Here is a 14,079-nt window from a genome sequence, read left to right on the forward strand (position 1 = left end):
TATAGAGCACAAGACCTCAATGAAAATCCCGGCTACGCACATCCAGCCCCAGCAACAGCGGGCTGACGTCCTCCAGCTTGCGCGCAATCAGGTGCCTGACGCCATTCTCCTGCTCCAGCCTGCCGCTGACCTTGAGTAACTGCGACCCCACCAGCGCCCGCCGTTGGCGCTCGGCCAGCTCGCGCCAGACCACCACATTGACCATCCCCGACTCATCTTCAAGGGTGACGAACGTCACCCCGCTGGCCGTCTGTGGCCGCTGGCGGCCCACCACCAAACCCGCCACGGCAATGTGATCGCCATGCTCGAGCTCGGCCAGCTCACTTGAACTACGGCAGCCTAACGCCCGCAAGCGTGGCCTGAGCAAAGTCAACGGATGGGGGCCAAGCGTGGTGCCGAGGGTGTCGTAGTCCGCCAGCAGATCCTCGCCCACTGTCGGCTCGGGCAGCGCCACCGCGCGCTCAGGGCTGGCCTGCACCTCTGCGAACAAGGGTAATTGCGCCTGCACCGCAGCCACCTGCCAGCGGGCTTGATGGCGATCCTGGGCCAGCGCTCGCAATGCCCCGGCATCGGCCAGCCGGGTGCGCGCCCGGCTGTCGAGCTCAGCGCGCAGGCACAAGTCTTCGACATCGCGCCAGGGCCGCTGCGCCCTGGCCTGCTCAAGCCTGCGGGCATCGACTTCGGCAAACCCACGGATCTGCCGCAGCCCCAGGCGAATCGCCAAAGCGCCCTGCCCCAACGGCTCCAGCGTGCAATCCCAGTCACTGTGAAAGACATCCACCGGACGCACCTCGATGCCCTGGCGACGGGCTTCTTGCAGCAACTGATCAGGGCTGTAGAAGCCCATCGGCCAGCTGTTGACCAGGGCGCAGGTGAAGATCGCCGGTTCGTGACATTTCAACCAGCTGCTGGCATAGCAGAGCAAGGCAAAACTGGCCGCATGCGACTCGGGGAAGCCATAACTGCCGAAGCCTTTGATCTGTTCGAAAATGCGCTCGGCGAACGCCAGCTCGTAACCATTGCGCAGCATGCCCTTGAGCAGCCGCTCGCGGTGCGGCTCCAGCCCGCCATGGCGCTTCCAGGCGGCCATGCTGCGGCGTAGCTGATCGGCCTCGCCAGGGCTGTAGTCGGCGGCGACCATGGCCAGCTCCATCACCTGTTCCTGAAACAGCGGAACGCCCAAGGTGCGCTCGAAAACCGCTTTCAAGGCTGGCGAGGGATAGGTAATCGGCTCTTGCTTGAGACGTCTGCGCAGGTAGGGGTGGACCATGTCGCCCTGGATCGGCCCTGGGCGGACGATGGCCACTTCAATGACCAGATCGTAAAACGTGGTTGGTTTCAGACGCGGCAGCATGGCCATCTGTGCCCGCGACTCGATCTGGAACACGCCCATGGTCTCGGCGCGGCTGATCATGGCGTAGGTGGCGGGGTCTTCGCTGGGAATGGTGGCCAAACTCAACTGCCGACCACGATGCAGCGCGATCAGATCGAAACAGCGACGCAAGGCACTGAGCATGCCCAAGGCGAGCACATCGACCTTGAGCAGCCCGACCAGGTCCAGATCGTCCTTGTCCCACTGGATTACCGTGCGCTCAGGCATGGCGGCATTTTCCACAGGCACCAGCTGGTCCAGCGGTTGCTCGCAGATGACGAAGCCACCGGGGTGCTGCGACAGGTGCCTGGGAAAACCAATCAACTCCCCGGCCAGCACCAGAATGCGCCGCAGCGACGGGCTTTGGGCCTCAAAACCGGCCTCGGCCAGGCGCTCGGCATCGGGGATGCGATCACTCCAGCGGCCACAACACTTGGCCAACGCGTCGACCTGATCGGCGGGCAGCCCCAGCACCCGGGCCACATCGCGCACCGCCCCGGCAGCATGATAGGTGCTGACCACCGCAGTCAGTGCGGCGCGGTGCCGGCCATAACGACGGAAAACGTACTGGATGACTTCCTCGCGGCGGTTGTGCTCGAAGTCGACGTCGATGTCCGGCGGCTCGTTGCGCTCGCGAGACAGAAAACGCTCGAACAACAAGTGGTGCTCCATCGGATCGAGTTCAGTGATACCGAGCACGAAACACACGACCGAGTTGGCCGCCGAACCGCGGCCCTGACAAAGGATCGACTGCTTGCGGGCAAAATCGACGATGTCGTGAACGGTAAGAAAATAGCTCTCGTAACCCAGCTCCTCGATGAGCGCCAACTCTCGCTGCAAAGCCTCGAACACCTTGGCGCCTGGGCCATTCGGCCAACGCTTGGGCACGCCTTGCTCGCACAGGTGACGCAGCCAACTGGCCGGGCTCTGCCCTGCTGGTACCAGCTCGCGGGGGTACTGGTACTTGAGCTGGCCCAGGTCGAACTGGCAGCGCTCGGCGATGACCAGGCTTTCAGCGAGCAGCTCGGGCGAATACAGCTCGCTCAATTGCGCCAAAGGACGCAGGTGGCGTTCACCATTGGCGAACAGATAACGGCCCGCCTCAGCCATGCTGCAATGCTGGCGCACGGCGGTCATGCAGTCTTGCAGGGCGCGCCGACCGCGGCTATGCATGTGCACATCGCCGCAGGCCACCGCGCCAATCCCTAGCCGAGCGGCCAGTGCACGCAGGCGCGCCAGCCGGCCAGCATCATCACTGCCCCGATGCAGGTGCACCGCTAGCCACAGGCGCTCGGCAAACAACGACTGCAGCCATTGACCCGCTGCAGGCTCATCTGGATCGTCTGGGATCCACAGCGCGAGCAAGCCCTTGGCGTGGGCCTGAAGGTCATCGGCCAGTACCTGATACTCGCCTTTCTGTGCACGCCGACGAGCGCGGGTGATCAGCGCACACAGGCTTTGATAGCCACTGAGATCCTCGACCAGCAACACCAGCTTGGGGCCATCCTGCACGCGCATCTCACTGCCGACGATCAAGCGCAGTTGATGCGCCTTGGCCGCCTGCCAGGCGCGCACGATACCTGCCAAGGTGCATTCGTCGGTAATGGCCAAGGCTTGATAACCTTGCTCACGGGCCCGTCGAAACAGTTCATCGGCGCTGGAAGCACCGCGCTGGAAACTGAAGTTGGACAGGCAGTGCAGTTCGGCGTAAGCCAGCGCAGTCATGCGAACCAGCCTTGCAGCCACAGCGGGCCGGGGGCGGCGAGGTCTTGATAAGCCCAGCCGCGCAAGCCTTCGCGGGTTTCGATGCGGTAATAGTCTCGGCGCACATCGCCACCATCCCACCAACCCGACTCGATGCGCTCGGCCTGCCCCAACAGTTGAACGCCAGACTCCGGCAGCCGCTGTGGTGCCGCCAATAACCAGCCCGGACGACTGCCTGGAGTGACTTGCAATGCCCCGCACGTTCCCAGGTCGTTCAACTGCCAGGCGCACTCAGGACGATGATCGGCTTCGGCGCGCAGGCCCTTGACCGCCTCGTCGCCCAGACGTGCGCGCAACCGCTCGCGCAGTTGCGGCCAAGCTTGGGTCTGCTGCGCCCTGGGGTCGAACAGGGCCTGATGCTGAGGCACGAACGCTGGCAGGTCTTCGGCCAGCAGGCGCAGGTTACGCACCGGTGCCGGGATGCGCAGCGGCTCCAGCCGACCCCGCGCCAGCTCAAAGAGCATGGCTGCATCGCGTTCGGCCGATAGCAGGCCAACCATGAGCCGCGTGTCTGGCCCTTCGACGTGCTCCAGGTGCAGCTCGAAACGCTGCACGCCGCAGTCGCGGCCGGCCAGAAACGCAGCCAGGTCGCCGATCATCCGCCGCAAGGGGAACAATAAGGCCTGATGGGATTCGACGTCGAAATTCAGCTCTAGCCGCGTTTCGAAGCGATCCGGTGGTTGATAGAAATCCAGGCCCACGCTGCGCACACCCAACAATTGATCCAGATGCAACTGCACCTGAGCGGCGAAGCGTCGAGCCAGCGCCTCACGCGGCAAGGCCAAGACCTCGCCCAGGCGGCGCAAGCCCATGCGGGCGAAGGCCTGGGCGGTATCAGCGGGAAGACCGATCTTGCCAATAGGCAGCTGCAACAAGGCGGCGCGGGTCTGCTCGGCGCAGGTCACCGCCAAGCCATCATGGGCATTGGCGAGCATCCGTGCCGCCACCGGGTTGCTGGCAACGACAATCCGGTGACGCAGGCCCAACGCCTCCAGCTCCTGACGCAGGCGCGCTTCGAACAGCGGCCACGGCCCGAACAATTGCAAGCTCGAACCCACTTCCAGGAGCAAGGCGCGTGGATAGTGCAAACTCACCTGGGCACTGAAGCGATAGGCCCAGGCGGCCAACAGTTGCTGGACCTGATCAACCCGCGCAGGATCGACCTCAACGCAAGTAAAGCCATCGGCCAGTGCCCGTGCGGCGGTCAGCGTCTGCCCGGCGCGCAGGCCCAGCTTCGCTGCTGCGCAGTTGACCGATTGCAGCACCCGGCGCTGGCTCGGGCCACCCATCAAGACCAAGGCGCAGTCGGGCTCATCACGCTCGCGCAATACCGTATCCAGCGCCAGCTGAGGAAAGACAATGCAGGCCCAAAGCATACTTCACCCTCAGTGAGCTGAGCTGGCGATGGGCGCAGCAGGCGGCATGCCACCCCGGCACTTGAGCACCCGCCATTGGGCCGGACGGGTATCGATCGCCAGGCGCAGCGCCGCAGGTGAAGGGTTGTGCGCAGCCTGCTGCGGTCGGCAGGCAAAGGCCAGCGCCTGGCCGGTTTCGGCGGCCACCTGCAAACGGCGCAAGGCCCGGTCATCAGCACGCTCGGGCCAGCACAGCACCGCTGCGCAACTGCCGGAGCGCAAACATTGCTCGGCAGCCCACAACGCGTCTGCGGGCTCGGCCTCGATCTGCACCAACCAGCGCAAATCCACCCCCGCCGCTTGCCAGGCAGGTGCGTAGGGTATGAACGGCGGCGCTACCAGCACCACCCGGCCACCTTCAGCAGTCAACCGCGCCAGGCTTGGCCAAAGCAACTGCAGCTCACCACAACCGGGGCTGGCCAGCAGCAACTCACTCAGCGCCGAAGCGGGCCAACCGCCTTCCGGCAGCCGCTGGTCCAGGCTCATATGCCCGGTCGGTTGCAGGCCGAGCGGGCGTGCCTGGGTTTGCCGACCACGCCAAATCCGCCGCTGATCGAGCAAGCCGTCCAGATCGACTACCGCGCCCATCAGTCACGCCTCAACAGGCCGCAGAACACACCTTCGATAACCAACTCACGCTCAGGCCCTACCTCGATCGGAGCGTACGCCGGGTTACGCGGCAGCAACCGATAGCCGCCGGGGGTACGTTGCAGGCGCTTGATGGTCACCTCGCCGTCCAGCCGGGCGACGACGATCTGCCCATCGCGGGCCTCGCCTTCTTGGCGGATGCCGACCAGGTCGCCATCGAAGATGCCGTCATCGATCATCGACTCCCCGCGCACCTTGAGCAGGTAATCGGGGGTGCGACGAAACAGGCTGGGGTCGAGCAGCAGCTGTTCGTGGATGTCCAGGTCAGGGCCGATCGGCGCACCGGCGGCCACTTGCCCGAGCACGGGCAGTTCGAGGATTTCCGGGCGGCGCAACGGCTCGGCCAGGCGAATGCCACGCGCCTGGTTGGGCGTGACGTCGATGTATCCAGCCTGGCACAGGGCGGTGATGTGCTTGCGCGCCACGCTGCGCGAGGCAAAACCGAAGCGCTCGGCGATATCGGCCAGGCTCGGCGGTTGGCCATGATCGGTGATGCGCTCACGGATGAAGGCCAGGATGGCGCGGCGTTTGGGGGTCATAGTGTCCATGGAGCACATTTGTACTCTTTTTGGAGAACACTGAACAGCCCCCTTCGTCGTCGGCTTTGGCTATGATGCTCAGGATTAAACGTTTAAGCCCTTGGAAGCCCCATGCTCAATGCCCTGCTGTTCGACCTCGATGGCACCCTCACCGATACCGACACCTTGCACCTGCAAGCCTTCCGCCAGCTGTTGCACGAGTACGACGGGCGCCAGCTGAGCCAGGCCCAGTTCGATGACCAGGTCAGTGGACGGGCCAATGGCGCGCTGTTCAAGGAGTTGTTTCCACAGGCCACGAGCCAGCAGTGCCAGGCACTGGCCGACCGCAAAGAAGCCTTGTTCCGCGAGATGTCGCCGCAGTTGCAACCGCTGCCAGGCCTGTTGCGTCTGCTCGCACATGCCCAGGCGCAGCACATCGGCATGTGCGTGGTGACCAATGCGCCACGCCTGAACGCTGAGCACATGCTCAATGCCATGGGTTTGGGCGAGCGCTTCGAGCATGTGCTGGTGGCCGAGGAGCTGGCCCGTCCCAAGCCTGATCCGCTGCCCTACCTCACTGGCCTGCAGCAGCTCAATACCAGTGCCAGGCAAGCGTTGGCGTTCGAAGATTCCCTGCCCGGCGTACAGGCTGCCAGCGGCGCCGGGATCTTTACCGTGGGCATTGCCACTACGCAGACCCAAGAGCGCTTGCTGGCTGCTGGGGCGCAATTGGTGATCGACGATTTCAATGATCCGCGGCTTTGGGCGTTGATTGAATCCATGCATCCTTGAACATTGAACTCACAATCGTGATTGCAATTTGTCACCCTGCGCCAGGGCTACTCAGCCAAATCATATAGGCCCATGTGGGGGGGCGGCGGCGCTCGATCTCGACGGCGTTTTCGGGCGCCGCCACTCCAATACCCGTCCGTCGCTTACCCAAGCCCAACCTGTCGAATCCCCCGTTCGCTGCTCGACCAGTGCTGAACCCCACAGCCTGGAGCCCACGCCATGAGCAACTCAGATCCCAAGCACGAGGTGGTCTCGCGCAGCCAATGGCTCGCCGCGCGCCGCCAACTGTGGCTGCATGAGAAGGCCTTCACTCACCAACGCGATGAACTCAGTGCCGCCCGCCAAGCCCTGCCCTGGGTCAAGCTCGAGCACGACTATCGCTTCCATGGCCCCGAGGGCGAAGTCGATCTGGCCGCGCTGTTCGGCGGGCGCAGCCAGTTGCTGCTGTACCATTTCATGTTCGTCGAAGGCTGGAGCGAAGGCTGCCCTGGCTGTTCATTCCTTGCCGATCACTTCGACGGTGCCAACCTGCACCTGGCCCACCACGATGTCGCGCTGGTCGCCGTGTCTCAGGCGCCCTATCCCGAGTTTCAGGCGTTTCGCAGGCGCATGGGCTGGCAGTTCCCCTGGTATTCATCGCACGGCAGCAGCTTCAATCGCGACTTTGCGGTCAGCGTCGCCACCGATGGCAGCGAGCAGTACAACTATGAACCCTACCAGGGCGATGAGAGCGAGCTGCCTGGCCTGAGCGCGTTCTACCGGGCGGCTGATGGCCAGCTGTATCACACCTACTCGACCTACGCCCGTGGGCTGGACATCCTGGTCGGGGCGTACAACTTCCTCGACCTGGCCCCGCTAGGGCGCAATGAAGGCGGGACGATGGACTGGGTGCGTCACCATGATCGCTATGAGCAGCAGCCGGGTAAGCCACACTGCTGCCATGACTGATTCACAAACTCACACCCAACACCTGGCGCAGCGACTCGCTGCGCTGATCGTCCGCCGCACTGACCAAGGCGAAGTTATAGGCGCCATGCGACCAATAGCGCGCCTCCAGCTGGCCATCGGTGCGTTGGCCGCTGGGCATCTTGTCAAAACGCTCACCGGGCGAGCGCAGGAACAGGCTGATGCGCTGGCCCTGGCGGTCCTGGAACACCAATAGCGCCGCAGGCCCCTGCTCGTTGCTCAAAAGCCGCGCGCCCACCGGCTGGAAGCCATAGCCTGCCAAGTCAGGTAACTGGCCAACGCGGTTGAAGTGCCGGCCCAGCCACGCCTGCAACTGGGCCGGATCGCTGGCCTGGATGTCCAAGGCGCTGGTGCCGACGAACAAGCGGTGGGCCTGGACCGCATCGGCCATCGGCAGGTCACTGGCAACCAACGTGGCCTGGCGCGCCTGCCAGCCCCCCAGCCCACCTACCCCGAGCGCCAGCAGCAGCACCGCGGCACTGGCCAGCCGGCGTTGACGGCGCTGACGCACACGCCGGCGTACCTGAGCAAGATCCAGCTGCGGCCCTGGCGCCAGCTCGCCCATCCCCGCCAAGGCTGCCCGTAAGCGGCGGGCGTCGCTGCGCCAGGCTTCGATCCGCGCAGCCTCGTGTGGATTGGCCGCCAGCCACGCCTGCACTGCCGCCCGACGGGCAGGCTCCAGGCGCTCGTCGACGTAGGCATGCAACTCGTCCTCGGTGGGGATCAGGCGTGTCATTTGAGTCTCCGCAAGGCCGGGGGCGTCGGGTTGCCCTCGGTCAGGTCACGCAGCGCGGCGCGGGCGCGCGACAAGCGCGACATCACCGTACCGATGGGAATGTTCAAGGCCACGGCGGCCTCTTTGTAGCTCAGCCCCTCGACGCTCACCAGCAACAGCAAGGCGCGCTGCTCGGCCGACAATTGGCCGAAGGCCTGCAGATCGGCCTGGGCGAGGATGATGTCTTCGGTGTTGTCGCCCAGCGGCTCACTGCCCTGCTGCGCCCGGCCGAACCACGCCAGCCAGCGGGCGTGCAGGCGATCACGGCGTTTACCATCGAGAAACAGCCGGTACAGGATGGTGAACAGCCAGGGCCGCAGGGCGTCGGCCTCGCGCTGCTGGCGGCCACGGCTCAGGGCGCGCTCGACCGTAGCCTGGACCAGGTCGTCGGCGCTGGCCGATTCGCGGGTCAGCCACAAGGCGAAGCGGCGCAGACGCAGGAGCAGCTCGCGCCACTGATGTTCGTCCAGATCGTGCATGGTGAGGTCCCGGCCCATGGGCTGTCAGTGTAAGGGGCAGACGCCTTGCGACGAAATCTATTCCCAAGCCGGTGGAATAAATTTCCCCCTGCCACGTCGTACCGGCACATTCACCCACCCGGACCTTGCACATGAACACACCCCTGAGCGGCCCGGCCAAGGCATGGCGCCTGGCCGGCATTGGCGCCGGCCTGCTGGCCGTGAGCGCCGGCTTTGCCTATGCCGCTGGCTGGATCGGTAGCCCCGCGCTAACGCCGCAACGCATCATCGACACCTTCGAAGCCCAGGCCGGACATCATCCGGGTTATCGCAAGAACCACGCCAAGGGCGTGTGCGTCAGCGGCTATTTCCAGAGCAGCGGCCAGGCCGCATCCCTGTCCAGCGCGCGGGTATTCGCCCAACCGCGAGTGCCGGTGATCGGCCGCTTTGCCATTGGCGGCGCCAACCCCTCCACCCCCGATACCGGGGTGCCGGTGCGTAGCCTGGCGCTACAGTTTTCCAGCGATGATGGCCAGGTATGGCGCACCGGCATGAACAATCCGCCAGTGTTGGCGGTGAGTACTCCCGAAGCCTTTTATGAGCAGGTCTTGGCCATGACCCCCGACCCTGCCACGCGCAAGCCCAATCCTGCGCGGATGCAGGCGTTCTTCGCCGCACATCCCGAGAGCACGGCGTTTCGCCAGTGGGCGGCTGGATACAAGCCCAGCGACAGTTTCGCCAGCACCCACTATCACAGCATCAATGCCTTTCGCCTGATCGACGCGAACGGCTCATCCCAGCCGGTGCGCTGGCAGGTCGAGGCGCAGACGCCGTTCGCCGCCCTGCCCGCCCAGGTCGAGGACAACCGCTACCTGCAGCACGACCTTGCTCAGCGCCTGAAGCAAGGCCCGCTGCGCTGGACCTTGCGCCTGGTGCTGGCCGAGCCTGGCGATGCGGTGGACGACCCCGCCCGACCCTGGCCTGCCGAACGGCGCAGTATCGACGCCGGCACCCTGGTCATCGAAACCGTCGATGCCCCCGAACAAGGTGCCTGCCGCGACCTGAACTTCGACCCGCTGATCCTTCCCAATGGCATCGAGCCTTCCGCCGATCCGATCCTGGCCGCTCGCTCTGCCGCGTATTCAGAATCCTTCAATCGGCGCAGCCGCGAATCGCTCGACACCGGAGCCCGTCCATGAAACCGACCACCTTCCACCCCCTGGCCCGCCTGCTGCATTGGCTGATGGCCGTACTGATCGTGGCCATGCTGTTGATCGGCGTGAGCATGGTCGGCGACCTGTCCTTGCGCCACCCCGTGATGGTCGAGTTGCACAAAGCCACGGGCCTGGCCTTGCTGGCCTTGGTGCTACTGCGCATTGCCCTGCGCCTGACCCTGCCGCACCCACCACTGCCCAGCGATATACCGCCACTCCAGCGCCTGGCCGCCGGCGCTTCGCATCTGCTGCTGTATGCACTGATGCTGGCGATGCCGCTGCTGGGCTGGGCGATGCTCTCGGCCGGCGGCTATCCACGCCCGTTGCAATTGCCAGCGATTGCCCCGCATGACCTGCAGCTGTACGCGATCTTGCGCACTGCTCACGGCTGGGCCGGCTATCTGTTGTTCGCCACCATTGTGCTGCATCTGGGCGCGGCGTTGGTGCATGCCCTGGTGCGCCGCGATGGCGTGTTGCGTAGCATGTGGCCAGGACCTGTACGTCGTAGCGAATGAGCGCTGAGTGAGCGGCCAGGGTCGACAGGTGTAAATAATTATTACTAACATCGACGCTCATTTCGTCGTATCGCCCTGGACTGCCCATGAATGTCGCAAAGGATCCTGCTTCTCTGAAACCCGCCAGCACCCTGGATTTGCGCCCACTGTTGCTGGTCAACATGGCCTGCACCATGTCGATGATGGCCTTCGTCGCCCTGATCGGCCCGATCGCCCGCTTGCTCGGCCTGGCCACCTGGCAAGCCGGCGCCGCGGTGACCGTGGCCGGGGTGGTCTGGGTGATGCTCGCCCGGCCCTGGGGGCGCGCCGCCGACCGTTATGGCCGGCGCCGGGTGCTGCTGCTGGGCAGTGCTGGTTTTACCCTGGCCTATTGGCTGCTGTGCCTGTTCATCGACGGCGCCCTGCGCTGGCTGCCGGGGGCGTCACTGGCGTTTCTCGGCCTGATGCTGGCGCGCGGCATGATCGGCGCCTTCTACGCCGCCTTACCGGTGGCGGCTAACGCCCTGGTTGCCGACCACGTCGAACCGCAGCAGCGCGCCCGCTCCATGGCTGCGCTGGGCGCGGCCAATGCCGTCGGCCTGGTGCTCGGCCCTGCCGTGGCGGCGCTGCTGGCCCGGCACAGCCTGAGCATGCCGTTCTGGATCATGTCGCTGCTACCAGCGACGGCGTTCGTGGTGCTGCTGTTCAAGCTCAAGCCCCAGCCGTTGGCGCAGGTCCATGCGCCAAATCCGGTGCGCCTGGCCGACCCACGCCTGCGCCGGCCACTGTTGGTGGCATTCAGCGCCATGCTCAGCGTGACGGTGTCGCAGATCACCGTCGGCTTTTTTGCCCTCGACCGCCTGCAACTGGGCTCGACCGAAGCCGCCCAGGCCGCTGGCATCGCCCTGACCACGGTCGGCGTGGCGCTGATGCTGTCGCAGATCCTCCTGCGCCGGCTGGAGTGGCCGCCGCTGAAGATGATCCGAGTGGGCGCCAGCATCTCAGCCCTGGGCTTCGCGACCGCGGCGCTGGCGGGCAGTGCCGAGTGGCTGTGGGCCTCGTTCTTCATCGCCGCCGCCGGCATGGGCTTTGTCTTCCCGGCGTTCTCGGCCTTAGCCGCCAATGCCATGCACGCCTCTGAACAAGGCGCCACTGCCGGCTCCATTGGCGCCGCCCAAGGCATGGGCGCGGTGATCGGGCCGCTGGCCGGAACCCTGGTCTACGCCCTTGATCCACGCCTGCCGTTCGTCGCCGTGGCGGTGTTGTTGCTGCTGGTCGGGCTGTGGCCAATGCCCGCTGAGCCGCGCCGCTGACAAGCACTGCGCGTGACCGCCAAGAGTGTGTTTTAATGCGTCGCTTATTATTTTTTACACCTGTGAAAACACTTCACCTGCACACTCTTTCAGTTAAAAAAGGCGGCTATGGACACGGGGACACGACTCAAACTGGTGCGTGAACGCAACAACCTCTCCCAGCGGGAGCTGGCTCGTCGCAGCGGCCTGACCAACTCGACCATCTCGCAGATCGAGCAGAACCGTGTCAGCCCTTCGGTCAGCTCCCTGAAAAAACTGCTCGAAGGGATCCCCATGTCCCTGGCCGAGTTCTTCAGCTTCGACGAGCCGGTGCGCGAAGAGCGCTTCGTATTCCGTGGCGGCGAGCAGCCCGACCTGGGTCGCAACGGCCTGCGCATGCTGCTGGTCGGCGCCAGCGTCGAGGGCCGGCAGATGCGCATGCTGCGTGAGCTGTATGCCCCAGGTGCGGACTCGGGCGAGCCGATCGTTCACGCCGAAGGCGAGGAATGTGGCCTGGTGACCCGTGGCACCATCGAGCTGTGGGTCGATGGCCAGGTCAGCGTGCTCAACTCTGGCGATGGCTACTACATCCCCACCACCTTGGCGCACAGCTTCAAGAACATCGGCCAGGACGAGGCCGAGATCATCAGCGCCAACACCCCGGCCAACTTCTGACCCAAGCCATGGATGCGCCGACCAGCCGCGAGGTCTATCAATGCCTGCGTGATGCTGCGCTTGGCGTACAGCCTGTCGACATCCGCGCCCGCCACCCCAGCGGGCAAATCGAGATAGAGAGCGGCGGCTGGCAGTTGACCCTGGTGCTCGACCGCGAAGGGCTTGCCCATTGCCTGAATTGCCGCAGCCCGCAAGGGGTTGAAGGGTCGGTCGAGCGCTGGCAGCGCTACGGCACCAATCCAGTCGACCTGCTGAGCCTCTGGGAGCGCACCCAGATCGAGCGCCTGTTAGCCCAGGCTTGAACCGCCAGCGCCGGGCGCTTATAGTCGCCAGCGGCGCACTCCGACGCCTCCCGTCCGCGGAAAGGGCTGCGCCCAGGAACCTGCTTGGAACATCGCCCATGACGACTCCAGCCTGACAGCGGACAAGGCTCGCCAAGGAGTTCGCATGTCTGTTACTACCCAGCCCGACAACGGCCGTCTCAACCTCGAACAACAACGCAAACGTGCCAAAGAACTGCTGCAGCGCCTGCGCAGCGGCCAAGCCGATGAGCGTCTGCGCAGCCTCGACCCGCAGCGTCCGCCGCGCCTGGCCGATGCCCAATACTTGATCGCGCGCGACCTGGGTTTTGCCAGCTGGCCCAAGCTCAAGGCCCACTGCGACGCCCTCGCCTTTGCCCTCAAGCACCCTGGCTTCGTCGCCAGCGATACCCCCGACACCTGCCATTGGCGCTGCGGCAACGACATCCAGCACAGCCTGCAAGTGGCCGGTTTCAAGGGCCAGTTGCAGATGTACGCCGACCCGCTGTGCATGGGCCCAGTGCCACAGCTCGATGGCCCCAGCTACCGCGCCGTACGGGCAAATTTCATCAGCCACGCGTTCAATATTGCCCCTGAGCAAGCCCGCCAGCGCCAGGATAATGAGTACGCTGCCCTGGCCCGCTTGAGTCAGCGCATGCCCGGTGTGCTCTGGTGTGAAGCCGACGCCTATGACCAGCTGTTTTTGCTGCGGGTTCTGGCCCAGCTTGAGCAGGTGCCGGAGAACCTCAGCCTGATCGCCATCGACCAGGTGCCCGGGGTGCAGCGTTTTATCGGCATTGGCCAACTGGCGCCCGAAGTGCTGGCTTGGCTGTGGCCCCAGCGCCGGCCGGTGGATGCCGCCATGCTGATATTGGCCCGTGACGCTTGGGCTGCGTATCGCGCCCCCTCACCACAGGCGTGGGCGGCACTCGCCCATGCTCGCCACGCCGCCCTGCCGCTGCTCGGCCCAGCGCTGCTGCGCCAATTACAGGAGTTGCCCGGGATCAACGACGGGCTGTCGTTGACTGAGCGCCTGACCCTGCAGATTCTGCGCGATCAAGGACCGATGCCGATGGGCAAGGTGTTTGCGGTACTGATGATGGAGCGCGAGCCGCTGCCGTTTCTCGGTGACATGATGTTCCATGCCTTGCTGCGGCCACTGATCGACGGCCCTCGACCGCTGATTGACCAGGCCGATGCCCAGCTCGCCTGGCCGCAGCGCACCATCAGCCTTACAGCCCTGGGTGAGCAGGTCTTGGCCGGGCAAGCCTATGGCCTGGACCTGATCGGCTGCGAGCGCTGGGTGGGCGGTGTGCGGTTACAGCCCGGTGAGGGCCACTGGGCTTTGGATGAAGCCCTGCAACCGGTTTGGCGCGGCTGATTTGAGTTGATTCAGC

14 protein-coding genes are annotated in these 14,079 nt (G+C 65.1%); 8 read left to right on the top strand and 6 right to left on the bottom strand.

Annotated features, from left to right (window positions below; genetic code table 11):
• Positions 1 to 16 precede the first annotated feature (16 nt).
• Genes AAZU54_RS02550 through lexA form a run of 4 tightly spaced genes read right to left on the bottom strand, consistent with a single transcriptional unit; the run spans position 17 to position 5,756 of the window.
• Positions 17 to 3,097, bottom strand: coding sequence for an error-prone DNA polymerase (locus tag AAZU54_RS02550; RefSeq protein WP_434726478.1), 3,081 nt, complete (start codon positions 3,095 to 3,097; stop codon positions 17 to 19).
• Positions 3,094 to 4,512, bottom strand: a complete 1,419-nt coding sequence (locus tag AAZU54_RS02555; RefSeq protein WP_186553455.1) for a Y-family DNA polymerase — start codon at positions 4,510 to 4,512, stop codon at positions 3,094 to 3,096. Before AAZU54_RS02555 ends, AAZU54_RS02550 begins: the two co-directional genes overlap by 4 nt.
• Positions 4,513 to 4,521: 9 nt before the next feature.
• Complete coding sequence (imuA, locus tag AAZU54_RS02560; protein WP_186553456.1) at positions 4,522 to 5,139, bottom strand: translesion DNA synthesis-associated protein ImuA; 618 nt, start codon at positions 5,137 to 5,139, stop codon at positions 4,522 to 4,524.
• Complete coding sequence (gene lexA, locus AAZU54_RS02565) at positions 5,139 to 5,756, bottom strand: transcriptional repressor LexA (RefSeq protein ID WP_312155523.1); 618 nt, start codon at positions 5,754 to 5,756, stop codon at positions 5,139 to 5,141. The genes imuA and lexA overlap by 1 nt, the downstream gene beginning before the upstream one ends.
• Positions 5,757 to 5,849: 93 nt before the next feature.
• Between lexA and AAZU54_RS02570 the strand changes: the two genes are divergently transcribed.
• A complete protein-coding gene (locus AAZU54_RS02570; RefSeq protein WP_312155522.1) occupies positions 5,850 to 6,509 on the top strand; it encodes an HAD family hydrolase in 660 nt (219 codons plus the stop codon).
• A 219-nt stretch (positions 6,510 to 6,728) separates the two neighbouring features.
• The gene (locus tag AAZU54_RS02575; protein ID WP_186553459.1) at positions 6,729 to 7,457 is read left to right on the top strand and encodes a DUF899 domain-containing protein; all 729 of its coding nucleotides are present in this window, start codon (positions 6,729 to 6,731) and stop codon (positions 7,455 to 7,457) included.
• A gap of 1 nt (position 7,458) precedes the next feature.
• Here the strand turns inward: AAZU54_RS02575 and AAZU54_RS02580 are convergent, their stop codons facing one another.
• Positions 7,459 to 8,211: an anti-sigma factor family protein gene (locus tag AAZU54_RS02580; RefSeq protein WP_312155520.1), complete on the bottom strand. Its 753-nt coding sequence runs from the start codon at positions 8,209 to 8,211 to the stop codon at positions 7,459 to 7,461.
• Positions 8,208 to 8,729, bottom strand: coding sequence for a sigma-70 family RNA polymerase sigma factor (locus AAZU54_RS02585; RefSeq protein WP_186553461.1), 522 nt, complete (start codon positions 8,727 to 8,729; stop codon positions 8,208 to 8,210). Before AAZU54_RS02585 ends, AAZU54_RS02580 begins: the two co-directional genes overlap by 4 nt.
• A gap of 125 nt (positions 8,730 to 8,854) precedes the next feature.
• Between AAZU54_RS02585 and AAZU54_RS02590 the strand changes: the two genes are divergently transcribed.
• The 6 genes from AAZU54_RS02590 (at position 8,855) to AAZU54_RS02615 (ending at position 14,063) form a co-directional block, all read left to right on the top strand.
• Positions 8,855 to 9,907, top strand: coding sequence for a catalase family peroxidase (locus AAZU54_RS02590; RefSeq protein ID WP_434726479.1), 1,053 nt, complete (start codon positions 8,855 to 8,857; stop codon positions 9,905 to 9,907).
• Positions 9,904 to 10,437 carry a cytochrome b gene (locus tag AAZU54_RS02595; protein WP_392468597.1) on the top strand — a complete coding sequence of 178 codons (534 nt, stop codon included), beginning with the start codon at positions 9,904 to 9,906 and terminating at the stop codon, positions 10,435 to 10,437. Before AAZU54_RS02590 ends, AAZU54_RS02595 begins: the two co-directional genes overlap by 4 nt.
• Positions 10,438 to 10,523: 86 nt before the next feature.
• On the top strand, positions 10,524 to 11,729 hold the full coding sequence (locus AAZU54_RS02600) for an MFS transporter (RefSeq protein WP_405128929.1): 1,206 nt from the start codon (positions 10,524 to 10,526) through the stop codon (positions 11,727 to 11,729).
• Between the two features lie 108 nt (positions 11,730 to 11,837).
• The gene (locus tag AAZU54_RS02605; protein WP_186553465.1) at positions 11,838 to 12,383 is read left to right on the top strand and encodes a cupin domain-containing protein; all 546 of its coding nucleotides are present in this window, start codon (positions 11,838 to 11,840) and stop codon (positions 12,381 to 12,383) included.
• Between the two features lie 8 nt (positions 12,384 to 12,391).
• The gene (locus AAZU54_RS02610) at positions 12,392 to 12,685 is read left to right on the top strand and encodes a DUF7693 family protein (RefSeq protein ID WP_186553466.1); all 294 of its coding nucleotides are present in this window, start codon (positions 12,392 to 12,394) and stop codon (positions 12,683 to 12,685) included.
• 145 nt (positions 12,686 to 12,830) lie between these two features.
• A complete protein-coding gene (locus tag AAZU54_RS02615; protein WP_405128930.1) occupies positions 12,831 to 14,063 on the top strand; it encodes a DUF1835 domain-containing protein in 1,233 nt (410 codons plus the stop codon).
• Positions 14,064 to 14,079 lie beyond the last annotated feature (16 nt).

The sequence above is a fragment of the Pseudomonas sp. Je.1.5.c genome (assembly GCF_051129895.1).
GTDB lineage: Bacteria > Pseudomonadota > Gammaproteobacteria > Pseudomonadales > Pseudomonadaceae > Aquipseudomonas > Aquipseudomonas urmiensis.

Excerpts from the sequence above, each read along its gene's own strand:
- AAZU54_RS02615 (WP_405128930.1), top strand. The coding sequence starts at position 12,831 with ATGTCTGTTACTACCCAGCCCGACAACGGCCGTCTCAACCTCGAACAA.
- AAZU54_RS02585 (WP_186553461.1), bottom strand. The coding sequence starts at position 8,729 with ATGCACGATCTGGACGAACATCAGTGGCGCGAGCTGCTCCTGCGTCTG.
- AAZU54_RS02595 (WP_392468597.1), top strand. The coding sequence starts at position 9,904 with ATGAAACCGACCACCTTCCACCCCCTGGCCCGCCTGCTGCATTGGCTG.
- imuA (WP_186553456.1), bottom strand. The coding sequence starts at position 5,139 with ATGGGCGCGGTAGTCGATCTGGACGGCTTGCTCGATCAGCGGCGGATT.
- AAZU54_RS02570 (WP_312155522.1), top strand. The coding sequence starts at position 5,850 with ATGCTCAATGCCCTGCTGTTCGACCTCGATGGCACCCTCACCGATACC.
- AAZU54_RS02575 (WP_186553459.1), top strand. The coding sequence starts at position 6,729 with ATGAGCAACTCAGATCCCAAGCACGAGGTGGTCTCGCGCAGCCAATGG.
- AAZU54_RS02550 (WP_434726478.1), bottom strand. The coding sequence starts at position 3,097 with ATGACTGCGCTGGCTTACGCCGAACTGCACTGCCTGTCCAACTTCAGT.
- AAZU54_RS02610 (WP_186553466.1), top strand. The coding sequence starts at position 12,392 with ATGGATGCGCCGACCAGCCGCGAGGTCTATCAATGCCTGCGTGATGCT.
- AAZU54_RS02600 (WP_405128929.1), top strand. The coding sequence starts at position 10,524 with ATGAATGTCGCAAAGGATCCTGCTTCTCTGAAACCCGCCAGCACCCTG.
- AAZU54_RS02580 (WP_312155520.1), bottom strand. The coding sequence starts at position 8,211 with ATGACACGCCTGATCCCCACCGAGGACGAGTTGCATGCCTACGTCGAC.
- lexA (WP_312155523.1), bottom strand. The coding sequence starts at position 5,756 with ATGTGCTCCATGGACACTATGACCCCCAAACGCCGCGCCATCCTGGCC.
- AAZU54_RS02605 (WP_186553465.1), top strand. The coding sequence starts at position 11,838 with ATGGACACGGGGACACGACTCAAACTGGTGCGTGAACGCAACAACCTC.
- AAZU54_RS02555 (WP_186553455.1), bottom strand. The coding sequence starts at position 4,512 with ATGCTTTGGGCCTGCATTGTCTTTCCTCAGCTGGCGCTGGATACGGTA.